The 19,118-nt window shown below is 65.4% G+C and carries 20 protein-coding genes; 11 read left to right on the plus strand and 9 right to left on the minus strand.

Going from position 1 to position 19,118, the window contains the following annotated elements; translation table 11 throughout:
- Positions 1 to 141 precede the first annotated feature (141 nt).
- Positions 142 to 393: a hypothetical protein gene (locus KRR38_RS11745; protein WP_217401660.1), complete on the plus strand. Its 252-nt coding sequence runs from the start codon at positions 142 to 144 to the stop codon at positions 391 to 393.
- 219 nt (positions 394 to 612) lie between these two features.
- Entirely contained in the window at positions 613 to 885 is a 273-nt protein-coding gene (locus KRR38_RS11750; RefSeq protein WP_217401662.1) for a hypothetical protein, read from the plus strand.
- 30 nt (positions 886 to 915) lie between these two features.
- Here the strand turns inward: KRR38_RS11750 and KRR38_RS11755 are convergent, their stop codons facing one another.
- The 3 genes from KRR38_RS11755 to KRR38_RS11765 form a co-directional block, all read right to left on the minus strand.
- Positions 916 to 1,122 (minus strand): hypothetical protein, encoded by a 207-nt coding sequence (locus tag KRR38_RS11755; protein ID WP_217401664.1) that lies wholly within the window; start codon positions 1,120 to 1,122, stop codon positions 916 to 918.
- Between the two features lie 74 nt (positions 1,123 to 1,196).
- Positions 1,197 to 1,631: a hotdog fold thioesterase gene (locus KRR38_RS11760; protein WP_217401666.1), complete on the minus strand. Its 435-nt coding sequence runs from the start codon at positions 1,629 to 1,631 to the stop codon at positions 1,197 to 1,199.
- Positions 1,628 to 2,608, minus strand: a complete 981-nt coding sequence (locus tag KRR38_RS11765) for an aldo/keto reductase (RefSeq protein WP_217401668.1) — start codon at positions 2,606 to 2,608, stop codon at positions 1,628 to 1,630. The genes KRR38_RS11760 and KRR38_RS11765 overlap by 4 nt, the downstream gene beginning before the upstream one ends.
- A 293-nt stretch (positions 2,609 to 2,901) precedes the next feature.
- On the opposite strand from KRR38_RS11765, the gene KRR38_RS11770 reads away from it, so the two are divergent.
- Entirely contained in the window at positions 2,902 to 4,380 is a 1,479-nt protein-coding gene (locus tag KRR38_RS11770) for a hypothetical protein (RefSeq protein WP_217401670.1), read from the plus strand.
- 38 nt (positions 4,381 to 4,418) lie between these two features.
- Positions 4,419 to 6,479, plus strand: coding sequence for a DUF3857 domain-containing transglutaminase family protein (locus KRR38_RS11775; protein ID WP_217401672.1), 2,061 nt, complete (start codon positions 4,419 to 4,421; stop codon positions 6,477 to 6,479).
- Positions 6,480 to 6,591: 112 nt separating this feature from the next.
- On the opposite strand, the gene KRR38_RS11780 is transcribed toward KRR38_RS11775, so the two are convergent.
- Positions 6,592 to 6,762, minus strand: coding sequence for a hypothetical protein (locus KRR38_RS11780; protein WP_217401674.1), 171 nt, complete (start codon positions 6,760 to 6,762; stop codon positions 6,592 to 6,594).
- A gap of 13 nt (positions 6,763 to 6,775) precedes the next feature.
- The gene (locus tag KRR38_RS11785) at positions 6,776 to 7,102 is read right to left on the minus strand and encodes an RcnB family protein (protein ID WP_217401676.1); all 327 of its coding nucleotides are present in this window, start codon (positions 7,100 to 7,102) and stop codon (positions 6,776 to 6,778) included.
- 192 nt (positions 7,103 to 7,294) lie between these two features.
- Between KRR38_RS11785 and KRR38_RS11790 the strand changes: the two genes are divergently transcribed.
- Positions 7,295 to 8,848 carry an AMP-binding protein gene (locus KRR38_RS11790; protein WP_217401678.1) on the plus strand — a complete coding sequence of 518 codons (1,554 nt, stop codon included), beginning with the start codon at positions 7,295 to 7,297 and terminating at the stop codon, positions 8,846 to 8,848.
- Here KRR38_RS11790 and KRR38_RS11795 read toward each other — a convergent pair.
- Positions 8,845 to 9,726: an LLM class F420-dependent oxidoreductase gene (locus tag KRR38_RS11795; RefSeq protein ID WP_217401680.1), complete on the minus strand. Its 882-nt coding sequence runs from the start codon at positions 9,724 to 9,726 to the stop codon at positions 8,845 to 8,847. The genes KRR38_RS11790 and KRR38_RS11795 overlap by 4 nt on opposite strands.
- A gap of 139 nt (positions 9,727 to 9,865) precedes the next feature.
- Here KRR38_RS11795 and KRR38_RS11800 point away from each other — a divergent pair, with 139 nt between their 5' ends.
- The gene (locus tag KRR38_RS11800) at positions 9,866 to 10,285 is read left to right on the plus strand and encodes a heme-binding protein (protein ID WP_217401682.1); all 420 of its coding nucleotides are present in this window, start codon (positions 9,866 to 9,868) and stop codon (positions 10,283 to 10,285) included.
- Positions 10,286 to 10,301: 16 nt separating this feature from the next.
- Here KRR38_RS11800 and KRR38_RS11805 read toward each other — a convergent pair whose 3' ends face one another.
- Positions 10,302 to 11,363, minus strand: a complete 1,062-nt coding sequence (locus tag KRR38_RS11805) for a methyltransferase domain-containing protein (RefSeq protein ID WP_217401684.1) — start codon at positions 11,361 to 11,363, stop codon at positions 10,302 to 10,304.
- A gap of 179 nt (positions 11,364 to 11,542) precedes the next feature.
- On the opposite strand from KRR38_RS11805, the gene KRR38_RS11810 reads away from it, so the two are divergent.
- Together KRR38_RS11810 and KRR38_RS11815 are read left to right on the plus strand one after the other, a co-directional pair.
- Positions 11,543 to 12,775, plus strand: a complete 1,233-nt coding sequence (locus tag KRR38_RS11810) for an MFS transporter (protein WP_217401686.1) — start codon at positions 11,543 to 11,545, stop codon at positions 12,773 to 12,775.
- A gap of 62 nt (positions 12,776 to 12,837) precedes the next feature.
- On the plus strand, positions 12,838 to 13,968 hold the full coding sequence (locus KRR38_RS11815; protein WP_217401688.1) for a zinc-binding dehydrogenase: 1,131 nt from the start codon (positions 12,838 to 12,840) through the stop codon (positions 13,966 to 13,968).
- Positions 13,969 to 14,138: 170 nt separating this feature from the next.
- Here the strand turns inward: KRR38_RS11815 and KRR38_RS11820 are convergent, their stop codons facing one another.
- Positions 14,139 to 14,810, minus strand: a complete 672-nt coding sequence (locus KRR38_RS11820; RefSeq protein ID WP_309141028.1) for a TetR family transcriptional regulator — start codon at positions 14,808 to 14,810, stop codon at positions 14,139 to 14,141.
- Positions 14,811 to 14,945: 135 nt separating this feature from the next.
- Between KRR38_RS11820 and htpX the strand changes: the two genes are divergently transcribed.
- Positions 14,946 to 15,830: a zinc metalloprotease HtpX gene (gene htpX / locus KRR38_RS11825; protein ID WP_309141029.1), complete on the plus strand. Its 885-nt coding sequence runs from the start codon at positions 14,946 to 14,948 to the stop codon at positions 15,828 to 15,830.
- Here htpX and KRR38_RS11830 read toward each other — a convergent pair whose 3' ends face one another.
- Positions 15,831 to 16,796 carry an amidohydrolase gene (locus KRR38_RS11830; protein ID WP_217401690.1) on the minus strand — a complete coding sequence of 322 codons (966 nt, stop codon included), beginning with the start codon at positions 16,794 to 16,796 and terminating at the stop codon, positions 15,831 to 15,833.
- A 188-nt stretch (positions 16,797 to 16,984) separates the two neighbouring features.
- On the opposite strand from KRR38_RS11830, the gene KRR38_RS11835 reads away from it, so the two are divergent.
- Positions 16,985 to 18,436, plus strand: a complete 1,452-nt coding sequence (locus KRR38_RS11835) for an aromatic ring-hydroxylating dioxygenase subunit alpha (RefSeq protein ID WP_309141030.1) — start codon at positions 16,985 to 16,987, stop codon at positions 18,434 to 18,436.
- A gap of 147 nt (positions 18,437 to 18,583) precedes the next feature.
- Positions 18,584 to 19,114, plus strand: coding sequence for a nuclear transport factor 2 family protein (locus KRR38_RS11840; protein WP_217401692.1), 531 nt, complete (start codon positions 18,584 to 18,586; stop codon positions 19,112 to 19,114).
- Positions 19,115 to 19,118 lie beyond the last annotated feature (4 nt).

Raw genomic sequence — 19,118 nt, forward strand, 5'->3', positions numbered from 1 at the left:
GGGCCGCCTAAGTGGTCTCCCCGATGCTTTCGGAAGATGCCGAATGATAAGCGCCAATAGCTGCTGGTGCCGAAGCTTTCTGCCTGCGGGACCAGCAGTCCATCTCGCGACTTAAGCCGTCCGGAAAGAAGGAACGAAAGCATGCGCGTCAACAAGTATCTTGCCGCGGCGGTCGCATCGGCCATGATATCGGCACCGGTAATGGCCAAGCCCGCCCCCAGCAATCCGGCCGCCGGTCTTTCGCTTTCCAGCGCTGCCGGCGTGAAGGCCAAGACGTCACCCGACAAGGCCAACAAGCTCGGTTCGGAAGGCTACATCATCGGCGGCGTCGTTCTCGTGGGGATCCTGATCGCGATCATCGCCAGCGACGGCGACGATTCCGACAGCAACTGATCCATTCAGGACCCGCCGGGCTCCGCTTCGCCGCGGCTCACGCGACCAGGCGGCGGCTTGGCGCGCGGATCGAGGCAATCAGCCCAGCCCGGCCACATCCTTGATATTAATTAGCCCTAATACGTAAAGTCCACAATTGAACATTTCGCTTGCAGCAGCGAGACACATTGGATCGCGCGAAGACGCGGGGCCACACAGAAAAATGCAATGGGTCATTCAATGAGCGTACAGCGTCTGACTGATCGAGTGAACGCGATTGTCCTTACAGTGCTACGGCACCGATTGCCTGTTGCGCAATTGCCAGACGACCCGACTTTCCGCGATCTTACCGTCGATGCGATCGAACGCGTCTACATTGCCGATGCGATTGAGCACGAATGGACCATCGAACTCGCCGACGTCGAGATCGATGGCTGGCAGACCCTGCATGACGTCACAGAATCCATCCGCAGGCGGACGGGACGCGGACAGCTTCGTCTAGCAAAGATCTAGGGCCGGCTGGCAGCGGCCTCGGGCACACCTTCATCTGTCCCGCCATCGCCGGTCAATCAGCCGCAGGTATTCCTCGAGCAGCGGGCCATTCGCGGCGAACCATTCGTTCCAGTTCTGTATAGCTTCCCATCTGCCCTCCGCCGTCTTGCGCTTGTGCGCCTCGCCCAGCGCCGAGGCCAGGCGCTCCTCGAATTCTTCGAGGCCGTTAGGCGGGGTTAGTGGGGGCGGTTCGCTCACCGGCCGCACGCCTAGGGCATTGGTCGGATGGGACAAGCGAAGACTCCTCCGTTCCGGGGCAATCCCGGCCGGCGTCAACTCCGCTCGCGCGCGATCACCGCGACGGTGAAACGCGAGATGCAGACCAGCTTGCCGGCCTCGTCCTCGATGCGGATCGACCAGACCTGGCTGCTGCGGCCGAGGGCTTCGGGCCGGGCCGTGGCATAGACCCAGCCGTCGTAGGCTGGGCGGATATGGTTGGCGTTAATCTCCTGGCCGACCGCGACGCGCGTGGCACCATCGATGCAGAAGTTAGCTGCGATCGAACCGACGGTTTCCGCCAGCGCCACCGAAGCGCCGCCGTGCAGCCGGCCGAAGGGCTGCTGCGTACGCTCGTCGACCGGCATGCGCATGCGCAGCCAGTCGTCGCCGCAGTCGACGACTTCCATGCCGAGATGACCGTGCAGCCCGCGCGAGCGAACATGCTCGAGCTGTGCGTCCGTCGGCCGCGCGCCGCCGAACCAAATCATTCGTGGCCTGCCACGGGATGCGGGGTGTAAGGCGCTTCGAGCGCGGCGATCTCTTCGAGCGAAAGCGCCAGTTCCAGCGCCGCCAGCGCATCCTCGAGCTGCGCCATTTTCGAGACGCCGACGATCGGCGCGATCACCCCCGGTTTCGCCAGCAGCCAGGCCAGCGCCACCTGCGCCATCGGCACGCCCCGCGCGCCGGCGATCTTCTCCACCGCGGCGACCACCGCGCGGTCGCTCTCCTCGGTCTTGGTATAGAGGTTGGCGATGATCCGGTCGCTCTGCGAGCGCGCCGTCTCGCCGCCCCAGGGCCGAGTCAGCATGCCGCGCGCCAGCGGGCTCCAGGGGATCACGCCGATGCCTTCCTCGCGGCAGAGCGGCAGCATCTCGCGCTCTTCCTCGCGGTATAGCAGGTTGACGTGGTTCTGCATCGAGACGAAGCGCGCCCAGCCGTGCTGTCGCGAGAGGTTCAGCGCCTTATGGAACTGCCAGGCATGCATCGAGGACGCGCCGATATATCGCGCCTTGCCCGCCTTCACAATGTCATTGAGCGCCTCTAGCGTCTCCTCGATCGGCGTCTCGTAGTCCCAGCGATGGATCTGGTAGAGATCGACATAGTCGGTGCCGAGCCGGGTCAGGCTGTCGTCGATCGCTTGGAACAGCGCCTTGCGCGACAGGCCGGCCTGGTTCGGTCCTTTGCCCCAGCGACCGTTCGCCTTGGTCGCAAGGACGATCTCGTCGCGCCGCGCGAAGTCCTTGAGCGCCCGCCCCGTCACCTCTTCCGAGCTGCCGGCAGCGTAGATATTGGCCGTATCGAAGAAATTGATCCCCGCCTCGACCGCGCGGCGCAAGATCGGGCGGCTCGCCTCCTCGTCGAGGATCCAGGAATGCCAGCCCTTGGATGCATCGCCGAAGCTCATGCAGCCGAGGCACAGCCGTGAGACCTTGAGGCCGGTCCTGCCGAGCGTGACGTAGTCCATGTCTGACGATCCTAGCTTGGCCGGTTGGCGGCCGGAGAACTTCTGCAACCTCGCACATATCGCGTTCGTGAACTTTGGCCGCGCGAGTCGCGTGTGATGCGATTATTTACTGCTTATTCAATGGATTGATTGAGACCGGCGGCATTCTGGCAGGTTGTGCGCCGGTAGGAAAGAAGCGACCGCGCAAGTTCCCATTTCGGACCCGATCCACGCAAAGGCAGGATTGATGTGCACGGGGATTTTGCGCAAGATCGCCTCGGCAGGGCAACGAAGATAAAAAACGGGGGCTTCAAATGAACTTACGGCTTGCGCTGTACCTCAGCGCAATGATCGTCATCGGGCAGGTTCAGCCCGCGTCGGCCGCCGTCGTGCCGCGCGATCTCCGAACGGCCCTGCTCGCCATTGCGGAAGCGACGAAAGCCAAAAACTGCAAGGCCGCGCTCGCTATCGTTGCCGAACAGACGGCAACGACGACCTTCGGGCAGCTGAACGATCGGGTACGGCTCGCATTCTACGGCGTCGGCATGGGATGCGCCGTCGAGGAAAAACAACTCGAACTCGCCCTGGGCTATGCCCAAACGGCCTCGGGGATACCCGGGGCTAGCGCGGAGTTCTGGCGCGCTCGCGCCGCCCTCGCCTGGCAGCTCAAGCGCCACGACGACGCCGTGGCTGCTGTTGAGGGCATGGCAAAGAACAATCCGGACGCGTTGGCCGGCACGTCGATCAGGATGCTGTACCAGATGGACGTCGCGCTCAAGAGCGAGCCTCCGGTCCGGCGACGTCTGCTGGCGGTACTGGCCAGCCCTGCGTACGTCCCGGACGAAGTCGGCTGGTCCGCCGATCCCTTCCGCGAAGAATATGCGACAGTCCTCGCCGATGCCGGCGACAAGGCCGGCGCAGCTGCAATGGTCGCGCTGATCGAGGATCCTTATAGCCGCGTGCAGATCAGCCTGGACCCCAGGTTGCGGGAGATGATCCCGGCGAATTTCGATGCCCGCGCGGCCGTGGAAAGCCATATGGCCAAAATGCGCGAAATCGCCGCCGCCCACAGCGGCGCCATTCGCCCACAGCTCAATGTCGCGAACGACCTCCTTGCACTCGACAACGCCCGGGAAGCACTAGCCACACTTGACGCGATCGATCCGGCAAAGTCCGGCGACGGCGCCTTTACCGACCGGGACAACGAGTTGAACTGGTGGTGGAACAGCAAGGCTGCAGCTTACGCCAGGCTGGGCCGCTACGATGAGGCCGTGGCCGCCTTCTCCGCAGGCAAGGCTCTCACCGAAGTTGGCCAACCCAACATCAGCCAGACCATCAATCTGTCCGAGCTGCAGATACGTTTCGGCCACGCGGTGGATGCACTGGCCACTCTGGCACCGATTTCCGCCGGCCAAGTCCGGGGAAGCCCCTACGGTCTCATGCAATTTCACAAGAACAGCGGCTGTGCCAGTTACAAGCTGGGTAAGCTCGACGACGCCAAGACCGAGCTCGCCTATCTGCACGCTCACGTCGACGATGCACCCTTTGCCCTGACCGAACTGCAGCTATGCATGAGCGACATCGAAGGCGCCGCAGCCTCGGTCATCAAACAACTCGATACGGCCGATCAGCGCGTGAAGGCTCTCATGGCACTCAGCGATTTCGCTCCTTCCAACTCTTCTCTGCCCCCGAAACCATATGAGCTCGGCCTCCCGGCACTGAAGGCGCGCGCCGATGTCCAGGCCGCGATCGCCCGGGCCGGCGGCATCCGCAGTTTCAACATCCCGCGATAACAAAAACCGGCGGCACCCCCGCGAGGAGAGACGATTTGTTGCGATACACGAGCATGGCCGTGCTGCTGGCAGCCTTCATCGGGGTAACCGCCGATGCCAAGACGTCCGCTGCCAACCGCGACATTCGCTATGGCGTTCCGCTCGGCTGGGTCCAGCCGCCACCGCCGCCGACCGAGGCAAAGCCCGCGGCCGATGCGCCGTTCCACTTCATCTATCTGGACACGCAGCTTCACGTCCTGCCCACGGGAGTCGAGACCTACACCGCCTATCGCGTCCGCATCCTCAAGCCCGAAGCACTGCAGATGGGGCATATCACCCTTACCTGGGATCCGAGCAGCGGCGACGCCACGGTCCACAGCGTGCGCATCATCCGCGACGGCCAAACGATCGACGTGCTCAAGAATACGCGTTTCCAGGTGATCCAGCGCGAGCAAGGGCTCGAACAGGCGGTGATCACCGGTGACCTGACAGCCATGTTGCAAGTCCCCGGCCTGCAGGTCGGTGACGAACTGGAAGTCGCAACGACCCAGCGCAGCCGCGACCCGACGCTCGGCGATCATGCCTTCGGGCTTTTCCAGTTTCCCACGCAGGGGCTACCCGGCTCGTTCCGTTATCGGCTGAGCTGGCCTGATTCAGAACGCCTGGCCTTCCAAAGCTCGCGCGATCTCGCCGTGGCGGTGCCCGCGCGCGAAGGCGGGATGCAGACGATCAGCTACGACCTGCGCGATCCGCGCGGCGTCATCGTCAACGAGGGAGCGCCCAACCGCTACAACGTCCGGCGACTGATCGAGTATTCGGACTTCGCCGGCTGGGAAGATGTCTCGCGACGCTTCTGGCCGCTGTTCGCCAGCGCCGCGACGCTCCCGCCCGGCTCGCCCTTGCGGGCGCAGGTGGCGAAAATCGCTGCGGCCTCAGCCGATCCCGCGCAGCGGGCCCTTGCCGCCCTGCGCCTCGTGCAGGACGAAATCCGCTACGTCTATGTCGGCCTCAACGGCGGCGGATACCGCCCGGCTTCTGCCGACGAAACCTGGTCGCGGCGTTTCGGCGATTGCAAGGCGAAGACGGCGCTGCTGATCGCACTGCTGCGCGAACTCGGTATCGAGGCCGAACCCGTGGCCGTTCAGGTCAGCGGCGACGACGGCCTCGATGCCCGACTACCGAGCCCCAGCGTGTTCAATCACGTACTGGTAAGGGCCAAAATCGGCGGAAAGAGCTATTGGCTCGACGGCACGCGGCTGGGTGACCGGCACCTCGAACTGCTGCCGCAGCCCGGGTTCGCCTGGGCCCTCCCGCTTCGCGAGAAAGGCGCGCCGATCGAAGCCGTGACCGCAGCCCCCTTCGCCCGCCCGCAATTCATCGGCGTGCTGGATATGGACGCCAGCGCGGGCTTCAACCAGCCGGCCAAGGTTTCGGTGCAATACGTCATGCGCGGCGACGAAGCCTATGGCGTGCGGACGAGCCTGGCGGCGCTTTCGTCCGAGGATACCGATCGGGCTCTGCGCGCCTACTGGCGGCGCGAGGAAAGCTGGGTCAATGCCGACAGCGTCTCCTGGCGCTACGACGAGGACCGCAACACGACGATTCTGAGCCTCACCGGGACCGGCAACGCCGATTGGGACGGCAATGACAAGGAAGGCCACGACATGACGATCTGGCGCGCGGGCTTTCCTCCACCGGACATCCTTCGCCGGCCCAAAGGCCAGGACGACAGTGCTCCGTGGCTGACGGATTTCCCAAGCTTCAAGTGCTGGGCGGCCACGATCCGGTTGCCGCGCGCCGGTGCGGGCCATCGCTGGGGCTACTACGCCGATCCAATGGACAAGGAGATCGGCAGCGTGAACTATTGGCGGCAGGCCGGGCTCAGCGGCTACGTCATGCGCGTGGTGAAGAGCCGCCAGGTTCTGCAGCGGGAAATCTCGGCCGAGATGGCCCGCAAGCAGACCGACGCCGTGCCGGGGTTCAACAACAACATGTCGCGCGTGTACGAAGAGGAAGCGAGCGGAGCTGCCAAGTCCGCCGCAGGACAGGACAAGCTACCTTTTGGCGACAGCGTGGATTGGGCGGTGAACGACGGCGCCTGCAGCGCTTCCGCCAATTGAGGCTGCGCGAGGCGTCACGGGTTCGGCGCCGCTAGGCAAGAGATCGGCTCCGCACCCTCCCGTCGACGGGAAGGATGCGGAGCCCTTTCAATTCCTACGCTGCTCGCGGCGATCAGTAGGCATGATTGGAATCGTGATCGCCGTCATGATCGTGGTCATGGCCATGATCGTGCCCGTGATGACGGCTCCAGCGGCCGGGATGGCCGTCGTCGCAGGCCGAGAGACCAAGCCCCGCGACGATCAATGCGGCCGACAGGATCGCCTTGACTGTTCTGCTCTTCATGGCGTTTCCCCGCTCAGCGGCTGGCGACGATCGAGGCGATCAGCCCTGTCGCGACGGCTGCGAGGATGAACTGATTGCCCTGCTGGCGCCATTCGTAGCCGCGCGGCGGCTGGCGCAGGCGATAGCGGCGGTAATCGACCGGCCGCGCCCCGCGCCAGTCGTTGTACCCCATGCGCTCGCCCTTGTTCCAGCGATGCTGGTTGCCTTGGTCGTGGCCCCAGCCCGGATGCTGGTTGCCGGGCTGCGGGCGGCCGTGGTTGCCGTGCGGGTCGGGCGCGGCCGAAGCGGCAGAGCCGGCCACAAGCGCCAGAGCGGCGGCCGCATAGACTATCGATTTCATAGATTTCTCCCGATCCGGTCTTGCCGGAACAAATGGCGCGCGCCCTGCCTTCGCGGAGCGAAACCGGCGAAGCGCAGCTTGGTTCCCCGGCAATGCCAGCGCCTTAAATTGGAACTTAAGTTCCATACTAGCGCAGGCAGCGATTTGTCTGTTAGGCTACGCACACAACAAACCAATCTGGGAGCAGACCTGATGACCGACGCGCTGCATCGCCCGCTCTACACCGCCGACATCCTGGTCAACGCGCTGTCCACCGCGACCGACCGGCCGATGCTCCACCTGCTCGGTGGCCCGACCCTGACAGCCGGCGACGTGCGCGACGAGACCAGCCGGATGATCCAGGCGCTCGCCAGCCTCGGTGTTGGCAAAGGCACCCGCGTCGGGCTGATCTCGCCTAACCGCCCCGAAGTGCTCCACGCCAGCCACGCGGTGCAGCTGCTCGCCGCGGTCTATGTGCCGATGCACCCGCTGAGCGGACTCGCCGATCACCTGCACGTCATCCGCGATTCCGGCGTCGAGGTCCTGATCTTCGACGCCGACCGATTTGCCGCGCGCGCCGGCGAGATCGCCGCAGAAATCCCCGCGCTCAAGCTCATGGCCTTCGGCGACTGCGCGATCGCCGACAACATCTCCACCCTCGCCGCCACTTTCACCCCGCAGCCGCTGGTCGCGCCCGAAGTCGGTCCGAGCGATGTCATGCGGCTCGGCTATTCGGGCGGCACGACGGGCAAACCCAAGGCGATCCCCTCTATCCAGCGTGTCGGCGTCAACACGCTGCAGATCATGATGACCGACTGGGAATGGCCGGCTGTCCCGAACGTGCTGACCTGTACGCCGCTCAGCCACGCCGGCGCGGCGATGTTCCTGCCGACGCTGCTGCGCGGCGGGACCATGGTCGTACAGCCCGGTTTCGAGCCGGTCGCCGTGATGGAGACGATCGAGAAATACCGCATCAACTGCATGATGCTGGTGCCGACGATGATCTATGCGCTGCTCGATCACCCCCGCTTCGGCGAGTTCGACCTCTCCAGCCTGGAAACGGTGTTCTACGGCGCCTCGGCCATTTCACCCGCGCGGCTCAAGGAGGCGATCGAGCGGATCGGACCGGTGTTCCAGCAGTTCTACGGCCAGGCCGAAGCACCTATGGCGCTGACCATTCTGCGCAAGGCCGAGCACGACATTACCGACATGCGCCGCCTCGCAAGCTGCGGCCGGCCGACGCCCTGGGTCAACCTCGCGCTGCTCGATGCCGAAGGCAATCCCGTGCCCGACGGCGAACCCGGCGAGATCTGCGTGCGCGGGCCCCTCGTGATGGACGGTTACCGCGACAATCCAGAGCTCAATGCAGAGACCTTCCGCGACGGTTGGCTGCATACGGGCGACGTCGCGGTGCGCGATCCGGGCGGCTTCCTGCGCATCGTCGACCGCACCAAGGACATGATCGTCACCGGCGGCTTCAACGTCTATCCCCGCGAAATCGAGGACATCATCGGCGAGCATCCGGCCGTCGCACAGGTCGCGGTGATCGGCGTGCCGCACGAGAAATGGGGCGAGGCGGTCAAGGCCTTCATCGTACTCAAACCCGGCGCCAGCGCCGAGGAGGCGGACCTCGTCGCGCCGGTCGCCGCGCGCAAAGGTTCGTTCCAGGCGCCCAAGGAGGTCGAGTTCGTCGCCTCGATTCCGCAGACGCCCGTCGGCAAGCCCGACAAGAAGGCGCTGCGGGCGCTGGTCGCGAGCGGCGGCTAGAGGGCCTTGGGCTCGATCGCCTTCATCCGCTCGACCGCCGGGCCGAACAGGGTTTCGAGCTTGCCCGCGGGGTCATTGCCGACAGCGCGCGCCATGACCGTGGCGACGCCGACCGCGGCATAATCCTCGGCGGCGCGGAGCACCTGGTCGGGCGTGCCGTCGTCAGGCGTCGAGAGCAGCGCGGTGACCTCGATCTCTCGGATGTCGCGGCCCAGGGCATCGCAATGGCGACGCAGCACGTCGAGCTTGTGCGAAACCTGGTCCGGCCCACCGAACAGGTTGCAGGCATCCGCATACTGCGCGACGAGCCGCAGGGTCTTCCTCTCGCCGCCGCCGCCGATCATGATCCGGGGGCGCGGCGACGAGACGGGCGCCGGACGGCAGAGCGTTTCGGCCAATTGGTAATGCCTGCCGTCGAAGGCGCCGTCGTTGTCGCCCCACATCTGCAAGCAGATCTGCAGCGCTTCCTCCAGCCGCTCGAACCGCTCGGCGACCGGCGGGAACGGCACGCCCAGCCCCTTGTGCTCCCGCTCGTACCAGGCAGCGCCGAGCCCGAGTTCGGCGCGGCCGCCCGACAGGACGTCGAGCGTCGTGACGATCTTTGCCAGCAGGCCCGGCGGGCGATAGGTCACGCCGGTGACCAGCACGCGCATCCGCAGGCGCTCGGTAACCCCTGCGATGAAACCCAGGGTCGTGTAACCTTCGAGCATCGGATCCTCGGCCGGCGCCATCGCTTCCATCTGGAAGTAGTGGTCCATGACCGAAAGCGTCTTGATGCCTACCGCCTCGGCCGTGCGCGCGAGGCGCGCGACACCAGGGCCGATCTGCGCCGGGCTGCCAGCCCAGTCGAAACGCGTGATGTGAAGGTCCATGTCCATGAGGCAATCTCTCCATCGCCGACCGAGTCGCCGGTTTTGCCGACTGTCCGCTGGCACGCAACGCGGCGCAAGACGTCTCGGCTTTCGCCGAGCCGGATGACAAGCTAAGGCGCCACTTTGGATACATTCTGGAGTCGCCATGATTAGTCTCGAACAGGCCCGCACCGTCATCGCCGCCGCCCGCACCCATGGCCGGGAAGTGGGCTTGAAGCCGCTGACCATCGTCGTGCTCGATGCCGGCGGGCACCTGGTGGCGATGGAGCGCGAGGACGGTTCGGGATACGGCCGGCCGCAGATTGCCCAGGGCAAGGCCGCGGGCGCGCTCGCCATGGGCGTGTCGAGCCGCGCGCTCGGCGAGATGGCCGCCGACCGCCCGACCTTCATCGCTGCGCTTTCGGTGGCTTGGGAAGGCAAGCTGATCCCCGCCGCGGGCGGCGTACTGATCCGCGACGGCGCCGGCACGCTGCTCGGCGCCGTCGGCGTCAGCGGCGACCTGTCGGACAAGGACGAGGAAGCCGCGAACGCCGGCATCCACGCCGCCGGCCTGCACGCGGGCTAGATCGTTTGGGGCTAAGTCAGCCCGTCACTTCCAGCACCATGTTCGTCGGCGTCTCCGAGGCGCGGCGGACATGGGTGAAACCCGCCTCGTTCAGCACCGCGGTCAGCCGCTTCTCGCCCGCCTGCGCGCCTAGGCCGAGCCCGATGTCCTGCGCCAGCGAGGCGGGCGTGCAGACCGTGGTCGAGAACGCATAGAAGATCTGGCCGATCGGATTCATGTTATCGGCCATGGCGTCGCCGGCAATCGGCTCGACCAACATGAAAGTGCCGCCCGGCGACAGCGTCGAGCGGATGTGCCGCGCCGCGCCCACCGGATCGCCCATGTCGTGCAGCGCGTCGAAGATGCAGGCGAAGTCAAAGCCCTCGCCTGGATAGTCCTGCGCCATCGCGACGTGGAACGCGGCATTGGTCACGCCCGCCTCCGCAGCCCGGGCGCGCGCCTGCTCGATCGAGGGGGCGTGGAAGTCGAAGCCGTGGAAGGTGGATTGGGGATAGGCCTGCGCCATCAGCACGGTCGAGGAGCCATGGCCACAGCCGATATCGGCCACTTTCGCTCCGGCCTTGAGCTTTGCTTCGACACCGTTCAGCGAAGGAATCCAGCTCTCGACCAAGTTGACCGCGTAGCCCGGGCGGAAGAAGCGGTCGACGCCGCGGAAGCAGCAGGGCGTCTGGTCGCTCCATGGCCGGCCCTTGCCCGACTTGAACGTCTCGACCGCCTGGGCGTGCGCCTCGTACTGCGAGACCACGGATTCGAAGAAGCCCTGCATGCAGGCCGGCTGCCCTTCGCGGGTGAAGACCAGAGCCTGTTCGGGGCTGAGCGAGAAGGTCTCGTCCTCCCCGTGCAACGTGACGTAGCCCGCAGCCGACATCGAGCCGAGCCATTGGCGCAAATACTTGCGATTGTATCCGGTTTTCGCCGCGAGCTGATCTGCCGTCAGCCGCCCGGCCCCGTCGAGCGCGGCGAAGACACCGGCCTGGTCGCCGATGTAGGACAGGAACAGACTGAGCGCGCCGGCGACATCGCCGATCACCTTGCCGATGAGTTCGTTGAGTTTGGTTTCGTCGAAGTCTTCCGCCATGATTTCCTCCTGTGGCCGGCACGTTGCGACGGGTTGGAGTCGGTATTCGGAATGGACCCGAACCTATCACGAAACGGGATCGCCACCGAACCACCGAATTAGGCCTTGAACTTTGATCGCGGCCTGCAATGGTGCGCTCCGGATCGCACCAAGCAAGCGACCGCTAGGGAGAAGCGGGAATGATGGACCAGGCCCAGCAAGCGGCAACAACGGCGCCGGGATTGAGCATCGGCGAGAAAGTCGTAGTTCTGATGGGCGGCGTCGTCGCGGGCATGTCGCTGACCGTGCTCAACCCGGTTCTGCCGTCGATCGAGAAGGCACTGGCACACACGCCGACGGATCAGATGCTGGTCAAGCAGCTGTTTGGCGCGGTCACCCTGGCCATGGTCGCCGGAGCGCCGCTCGGCGGTTTCCTCGTCGCGAAGCTTGGCATGCGCCGATTGCTCCTCATCGCCTCGCTGGTCTTCGCGATCGGGGGGAGTTCCGGCTTCTTCATGTCGAGCCTGCCGATGCTGCTGGTCTCGCGCCTGTTCGTCGGCCTCAGCGCAGCCTGCATCCAGGTCATGGCGCTCACCCTCGTCAACACACGCCTGAGCGGGGCCGGCCGGGCCAAATGGATGGGGCTGCATGTCGCGATCGCGACGCTGTTCTCGCTGGCGATCTTCCCCTTGAGCGGCTTCCTCGGCGACATCAGCTGGCGGTTGCCGTTCCTCGAGCATCTCTTCGGCCTGGTGGTCTTCGCCGCGATCCTGGTCAGTCCGCTCAGCGAGGTTCCGCAGCAACCGCGCTCCGCAGCCGCAGGTCTGGCGAGCGAATCCATCTTCAAATGGATGCCTTGGCACTATGTCGCGCTCACCCTGTTCACCGGCGCGATCACTTTCCTGCCGACGATCTATTCACCGTTCCTGTTCCGCGACAAGTTCGGGCTCCAGCCTTCGGGCATCGGCATGATCATGCTGGCCAGCGCGCTGATCGGCGGCCTGTCCGCCATGTTCTACGGCAAGGCGATGCGCTATCTTTCGGTCCACGCCGCCTTTCTCGTCGCCTTCGGGCTGGCCGCCACGGGCATGCTGATCGCCGCGCTGGCGGCGAGCCTGCCGGTCATGGTCGGCGGCTTCATCCTCTATGGCCTGGGCAATGCCTGGTTCGTGCCCAACGTCATGACCTCGCTCGGCGGCAAGGTGCTGCCCCACCAGCAGGCGCGTGCCGCCGGCCTGGTGAAGATGGGCCAGTTCCTTTCGACTCCGCTCTGCGTGCTGCTGGTCGAGCCCTATGCGCGGCAGTTCGGCGCCTATACCGTCATGCTGCTGGCCTGCGGCATGGCGAGCTTCATTTTCCTCCTGATGCTAGGCCGCATGATCACACTGGGCAAAAACGGCCTTGCGGCGCCAGCGCAGGTGGCAGGCCACTGATCGCGGCTTGATCCCCGCCGCGCGGCATGATCAATCCCTTGGTGAGAGGGAGAACGCCTTACATGATCGCCAACCTGCCCAGCCACGGAACCCGGCTGCTTTCGACACTCGGCGCCGACGGAACGCTGCGTCTCGGCCTGGCCGAGCTCCCGGTCGACCAGCCAGGCGAAGACGAGGTGGTCATGCGGCTGGAAGCGGTGCCGATCAACCCATCGGATCTCATGACACTACTTGCCGCGGGCAACCCGGCCGACGGCCAGTTCAGCGCAGGCGAAGTGGCCATTCCACTCCCGCCCGAGGCCCTTCCCGCCTACGCCGGGCGCGTCGGCGCGCCGCTCGAACCCGGGCTTGCCGGCGCGGGCACGGTCGTTGCCGCGGGCAGGAACTGCGAGCAGATGATCGGCCAACAGGTGACGGCGCTGTCGCTGCGGCGCGGGACTTTCGGGCAATATGCCACGGTCTCGACCGGCGAGTTCGCACCGCTGCCCGCCGGCACCTCGCCGCGCGACGGCGCCGACGCCTTCTGCAACCCGATGACCGCGCTCGCCATTGCCGAGACCGTGCGGCTCGATGGCCACAAGGCGGTGGTCCATACCGCCGCCGCCTCGAACCTCGGGCGCATGCTCGTCGCGATCTGCCGCGAGGACGGCATTCCGCTGGTCAATGTCGTGCGCCGCGCCGAGCAGGCGCAGATCCTCGCCGATCTGGGCGCCGAACATATCTGCAATTCCTCCGCCCCCGATTTCGCCGCGCAACTGCGCGCCGCGATCGCGGCGACCGGCGCGACGATCGCCTTCGACGCGATCGGCGGCGGCGATACGCCGGGCATGCTGATGGAAGCGATGGAGGACGTGGCCGCCGCGCAGATGGGCTTCTACAGCCCCTACGGCTCGATGACGCTGACCCAGGTCAACATCTACGGCCACCTCGATGTCTCGCCGACCGTGCTTCACAACGAGCGTTACGGCATGCTCTGGTCGGTCAACAACTGGGCCCTGCCGCAAACCATCGGCCGAGTCGGGCCCGAGCGGGCGGCCGCGATGCAGGCGCGCGTGCTCGCGGGGCTCAAGACCACTTTCGCCAGCCACTACACCCGCGAGATCTCGCTGGCCGAGGCGCTCGAGCGCGACACGATGCTGGCCTACGCGCGAATGGCGACGGGCGAGAAGTTCCTGATCAATCCGACGCTCTGAACGAGATCACCCTACACGTCGCAGGAAAGCTTCGCCCCCGCTTTCCCCGTCGCCCCTGCGAAGGCAGCGGCCCGACCGACATCTCCTCATCGCGCCCTCGGTGGCCGGACGTGAGCTTGCTTGGGCCCCTGCCTTCGCAGGGGCGACGGCTGTTGGGAAGGTTCAAGCCTTCACTTTTCCTCGTTGGCCATGATGCCGTCGATGACGAAGCCCGCGATCGCATCGCGGATTTCTTCGTCGGTGGCCATGTCCGCAGGAAACAGCCAGTCCTTGAACATCAGGCTGGCGAGCACGGCGACGAAGGACACGCGCACCATCAGCTTGGGATCGACCGGCACGCTGTCCCCCATCCGGCTGGTCATCGTCTTGGCGCCTTGCTCGAAATAGGCGCGCAGGCCTTCCATGTCGCTGACCGGATTGGTCGCCTCGGGCGAATAGGCGGTGGCGACGATCAACGACATGAACATGCGTGAATGCTGCGCCATGAAGTCCTGCAACTCGTTGATATAGCGGCGCGCCATGTCGCGCATCGTCTGCGTGTCGCCGAGCGGGCCCTGGTTTGCCTCATGGAAGGCAACGAGATGGCGGTTGAGCGGCTTGAAGATGGCCGCGCGGAACAGCTCCTGCTTCGATCCGTAGAACCGGAAGATCTGCGCTTCGGTGACTTCGGCCCGGCGGGCGATGGCGGCGGTAGTGGCTCCAGCATAGCCGGCGAGCTCGAACTCTTCAGCCGCGGCATCGAGGATGCGATCGGCGACTTCTTCCGACGAGCGACGCTTGCGCCGCGGCTGCTCCTGCTCTGCGGCCATGGTCGCGTCCTCGGTCATCCGGCCTTTCGCCACCTGGTTCTCCCCGTTCGCCAAGAAAGATAGTCTGTACTATTCGCGCGCGGCGCTGCCAAGTTCAGCGCTGCGAAACGCGTTGAAACTTAGGCTGGGCTTCCTAGATTCGCTGCGGATGATCGGGAGTTTCTCACAGTGAACGGAATGAAGACGGCCATGCTGCTGGCGGCGCTGACGGCGCTGTTCATGGCGCTCGGCTATATGTTCGGCGGTACGGGCGGCGCAACGATCGCACTGATCTTCGCGGCGGGCATGAACCTGCTCACCTACTGGAATGCCGACAAGCTGGTCCTGCGGATGCACCACGCGCGCGAGGTCGACGCGGCCAGCGCGCCCGAGTTCTACGGGCTCGTGGCGGAGCTTGCCCGCCGCGCGGCGATCCCGATGCCCAGGGTCTACCTGGTCGACGATCCCAGCCCCAACGCCTTTGCCACCGGCCGCAACCCGGAGAATGCCGCGGTGGCAGCGACGACTGGCCTGCTGTCGATGCTGAGCCACGAGGAAGTCGCCGGCGTCATGGCGCACGAGCTCGGCCATGTCCGCAACCGCGACACCTTGATTATGACCATGGTCGCGACGATCGCCGGCGCCATTTCGATGATCGCCAATTTCGGCCTGTTCTTCGGCCACGGCGAAAACCGGCCCAACCCGCTGGTGGCGATTCTGGCGGTCTTCATGGCGCCCTTTGCGGCGATGATCGTGCAGATGGCGATCAGCCGCACGCGCGAATTCGGGGCGGACCGTGCCGGTGCCGAGATCAGCGGCAATCCCCGCGCGCTTGCCTCGGCGTTGGCCAAGATCGCCGGGCCGGCGCAGCGCATGCCGAGCGCGGCATCGCAGGGCAATCCCGCGGCGGCGCAGCTGTATATCGTGCCGACGCAGGTGTCCGAGCTGTTCTCGACACACCCGGCGACCGAAAAGCGCATTGCCGCGCTGATGGCGCTGGAGGGCACGCCGACAGCCGCCCCAGCCCCGCAGCCCGTACGGCGTTCGGCGCTCGATCCCAACCGGACGCGTTGATCAGATTCGGTAGGTTTCCGCCGCGGTGCCGCGGAACAGGCGGTCCTTCTCGTCCTCGGAATAGTCCTTAGCGATGAGCTTAAACGCGTTCCAGGTCGCGCCGTAGCTGGCGGCGGCCTTGTCGGGCGGGAAGTTGCTTTCGAACATCGCGCGCGTCGGGCCGAAGGCGGCGATGCAGGTCTCGACGAGCGGCCGCCATTGCCGCGCCAGGTCTTCCGAACGCCCATTCCCTGTGCCGGCGGGGATAGGGCCCGTCAGGTCCATGCCCATGCCGCCGAGCTTGACCCGAACATTGGGCCGCCGCGCCAGTTCGGCAATGGCCGAATCCCATGCGGCGCGATCGTCGCCCAGCGGCGTGCCGACGTGGTCGAGCACGATAGCCAGATCGGGCAGTGCATCGGCCAACGCGATGAGTTCGGGCAGCTGGCTGTGGACGCACCAGACGTCGAGGCTGAGATCGAGCTCCGCCAAAACCCGGGCGCCCTCGCGGAAGTCGGGCCGGAGCATCATGCCCTTCAGCACGGGATCGCAGGGAAAGCCGAACAGGCCAGCTTCGTTGTATACCAGAGGCATGCGAATGCCGCGGAAGCGCTCGCCGGCAACTGCCATATGCGCCTCCAGCACGGGCCGCACGCGCGCTCCGAGCGTGAGGTCGGCGCTGCCGACGATGCGATGGGCATAGCGCGCGGGACCGTAGTTGCCGCTGGCGCTCATCGCCGCGATGCCGGTGACGAATTCGGTCTCGCCGACGCAGGCGAGCTCCGGCGACGCATCCTGACGGTACATCTGGCCGCATTCGACGAAGACCGAATGCGTTATATTGTGCCCCGCGGCCGCGACCATCGTCAGGCATTCGGGAAAAAGGAAGTGCTGGGCGGCGCCCGTCTTCGGCCGGATATCCCAGAAGTGGAGGTGCGGATCGATGATCGGTCGCTCAGGCTCTAGCGCTATTTCCTCGCCGGTCATGTTCGGCACTCCCGTTCGCTTCGCCTTGGCGATAAATGGGCGGCACGCTGGCGTCAAAGCCCGGGTTGAGAGGCGGAATGGGCTGTGGCACAGTCCCGCCGGATGTTCGGAAGTCGACTCCCCCATTGCTTAGACGGGGGGGGTGTTGTACATTTGTTCAGCAGAACACGAATCTAAGAGGTGTGGGAGTGCTTAAATCAGCTGACACGGGCCTGCGGGCCGTTCCGTTCCCCATGGACGACCCGGAGCGCGTTCCGGCACAGCGCTATTACGATCCGGAATTCTACCAGATGGAGTTGGATCACTTCTGGCCGCACGTCTGGCAGATGGCCTGCCGGCTCGAACAGATCCCCGACGAAGGCGATTGGATCGAATACAGCAACGTCGGCAAGTCGATCATCATCGTCAATACCGGCGCCGGCGGCATCAAGGCCTATCACAATGCCTGCCGCCACCGCGGCGTGCCGATCGCCGGCATGCCCAAAGCCGGTGAACTGGGCACGGCCGATCACGGCAACTGCAAGCAGTCGGGCTTCGTCTGCCCGTTCCACGGCTGGCGCTTCGACATGCATGGCGAGAATACGCTCGTCTATGGCAAGCAGCTGTTCTCCGAGCATCAGCTCCAGCACGCCGATCTCAACCTGGTTCCGTGCCGCACCGAGATCGCGATCGGCGCCGTCTGGATCAACTTCGACAACGAGGCGCCGTCGGTGCGCGACAGTATCGGTCCGCTGATCGACCGGCTCGAGGCCCACAACGTCCACAAGCTCCGCACGGAATGGTGCTTCGGGACGGTGCTGCCGGCAAACTGGAAGCTCGCCATGGAAGCCTTCATGGAAGGCTATCACGTCATGAAGACGCATCCGCAGCTCTATGCGGCGACGGGCAACATGTACGACGACCGCTACGGCTCGGGGCACAAGCGCGATCCGAACGAGGATGCGCATGTGCGTAAGGCCTCGGCCGGCGCGACGCTGCGCGAGGCCCTCGATGCCCAGATGCTGAGCATGGAACTGCTGAGCGAAGGCATGGCCGGCATGCTGCATGCCAAGGAGGTCGAAATCGCCCGCGGGCTGCTGAACGTCGAAGGTCTGCCCGAAGACGTCGGCCAGGCGATTCCGATGTGGTACGGCATGGTCGCAAACGAGATCACCAAGCAGCTTCAGGCCAGAGGTGAGCCGGTGCCGAACCTATGCGAGGTGATGGTTTCCGACCCGGTCAATGCGGTGGAGTTTCTCTTCCCGCACTACTTCCTGCTGCCCTACTTCAGCAGCTATTCCGCCTACCGCATCCGCCCGCTTGGCCCGGAAAGCTGCTTCTTCGAAATCTACTCGCTGACCATGTTCCCCGAGGGTGAAGAGCCGGAGCCGGTGATGGGGGCGACCGTGCTGCCTTACGACAGCGCTGAATTCCCGCCGATTCCGCGGCAGGACTATTCGAACATCCCGATCAACCAGATCGGCCTGCACGCCAAGGGCTTCGAGTTCATGCGCCTGTCGAAAGACGTGGAGGGCATGATCAGCAACTACCAGCGGATCCTCGACGGCTACCTCGCCGGCGTGCCGCAGGAGAAGCTCGCCAAGGCAAACCAACTGCTCGGCGGCAACTTCGACGGAAAGATCCACGAGTTCGATTTCTGATCGGTTCGGTCAATCTACCCGAAGGGGCTCCGGGACTTCGGTCCCGGGGCCCTTTTTCGTTGGAACAAGCGGGGCCTTGGTGCTCGCAATCGCGATTCAAATGGACGGGAGCGCACTGTATCCTCGCGGCAGGAGAAGGAGCCTGACATGGACGCAGAGCTGCAGGAAATGCTCGAACACCACCGGATCCGCAAGGTGCTGGCCGAATACTGCCGCGGATCGGACCGCTGCGACGAGCCGCTGATGGCGAGCGCCTATGCGTCGGACAGCTGGGACGATCACGGCATCGTCCGCGCGCCGGGCGACGAATTCTCGCGGATCATGTGCGGCATGGTGGCCGATACCACCGAAACTCTGTCGCATTCGCTGGGCCAGTCGCTGATCACGCTCGACGGCGACGAGGCCGGGGCGGAAACCTATTTCCTGGCCGTCGCCCGCGACACCGCGCCAGACGGCACGCCGATGTGCAACCAACTCGGCGGCCGCTTCGTCGACAGGCTAATCCGCGAAGACGGGCGCTGGAAGGTCAAGCACCGGATCGCGGTGCGCGACTGGTCGGTCGCGATCCCGCTGACCTACGACTGGGAATCGTCGAACACGCTGACGCCGGGGGCGCGCTCGGACGCCGATCCGTCTTACGGCGTCCTGCGCACGCGGCACGGCTTCATGCCGGCCTAGACAC

It is taken from the genome of Novosphingobium sp. G106 (assembly GCF_019075875.1).
GTDB lineage: Bacteria > Pseudomonadota > Alphaproteobacteria > Sphingomonadales > Sphingomonadaceae > Novosphingobium.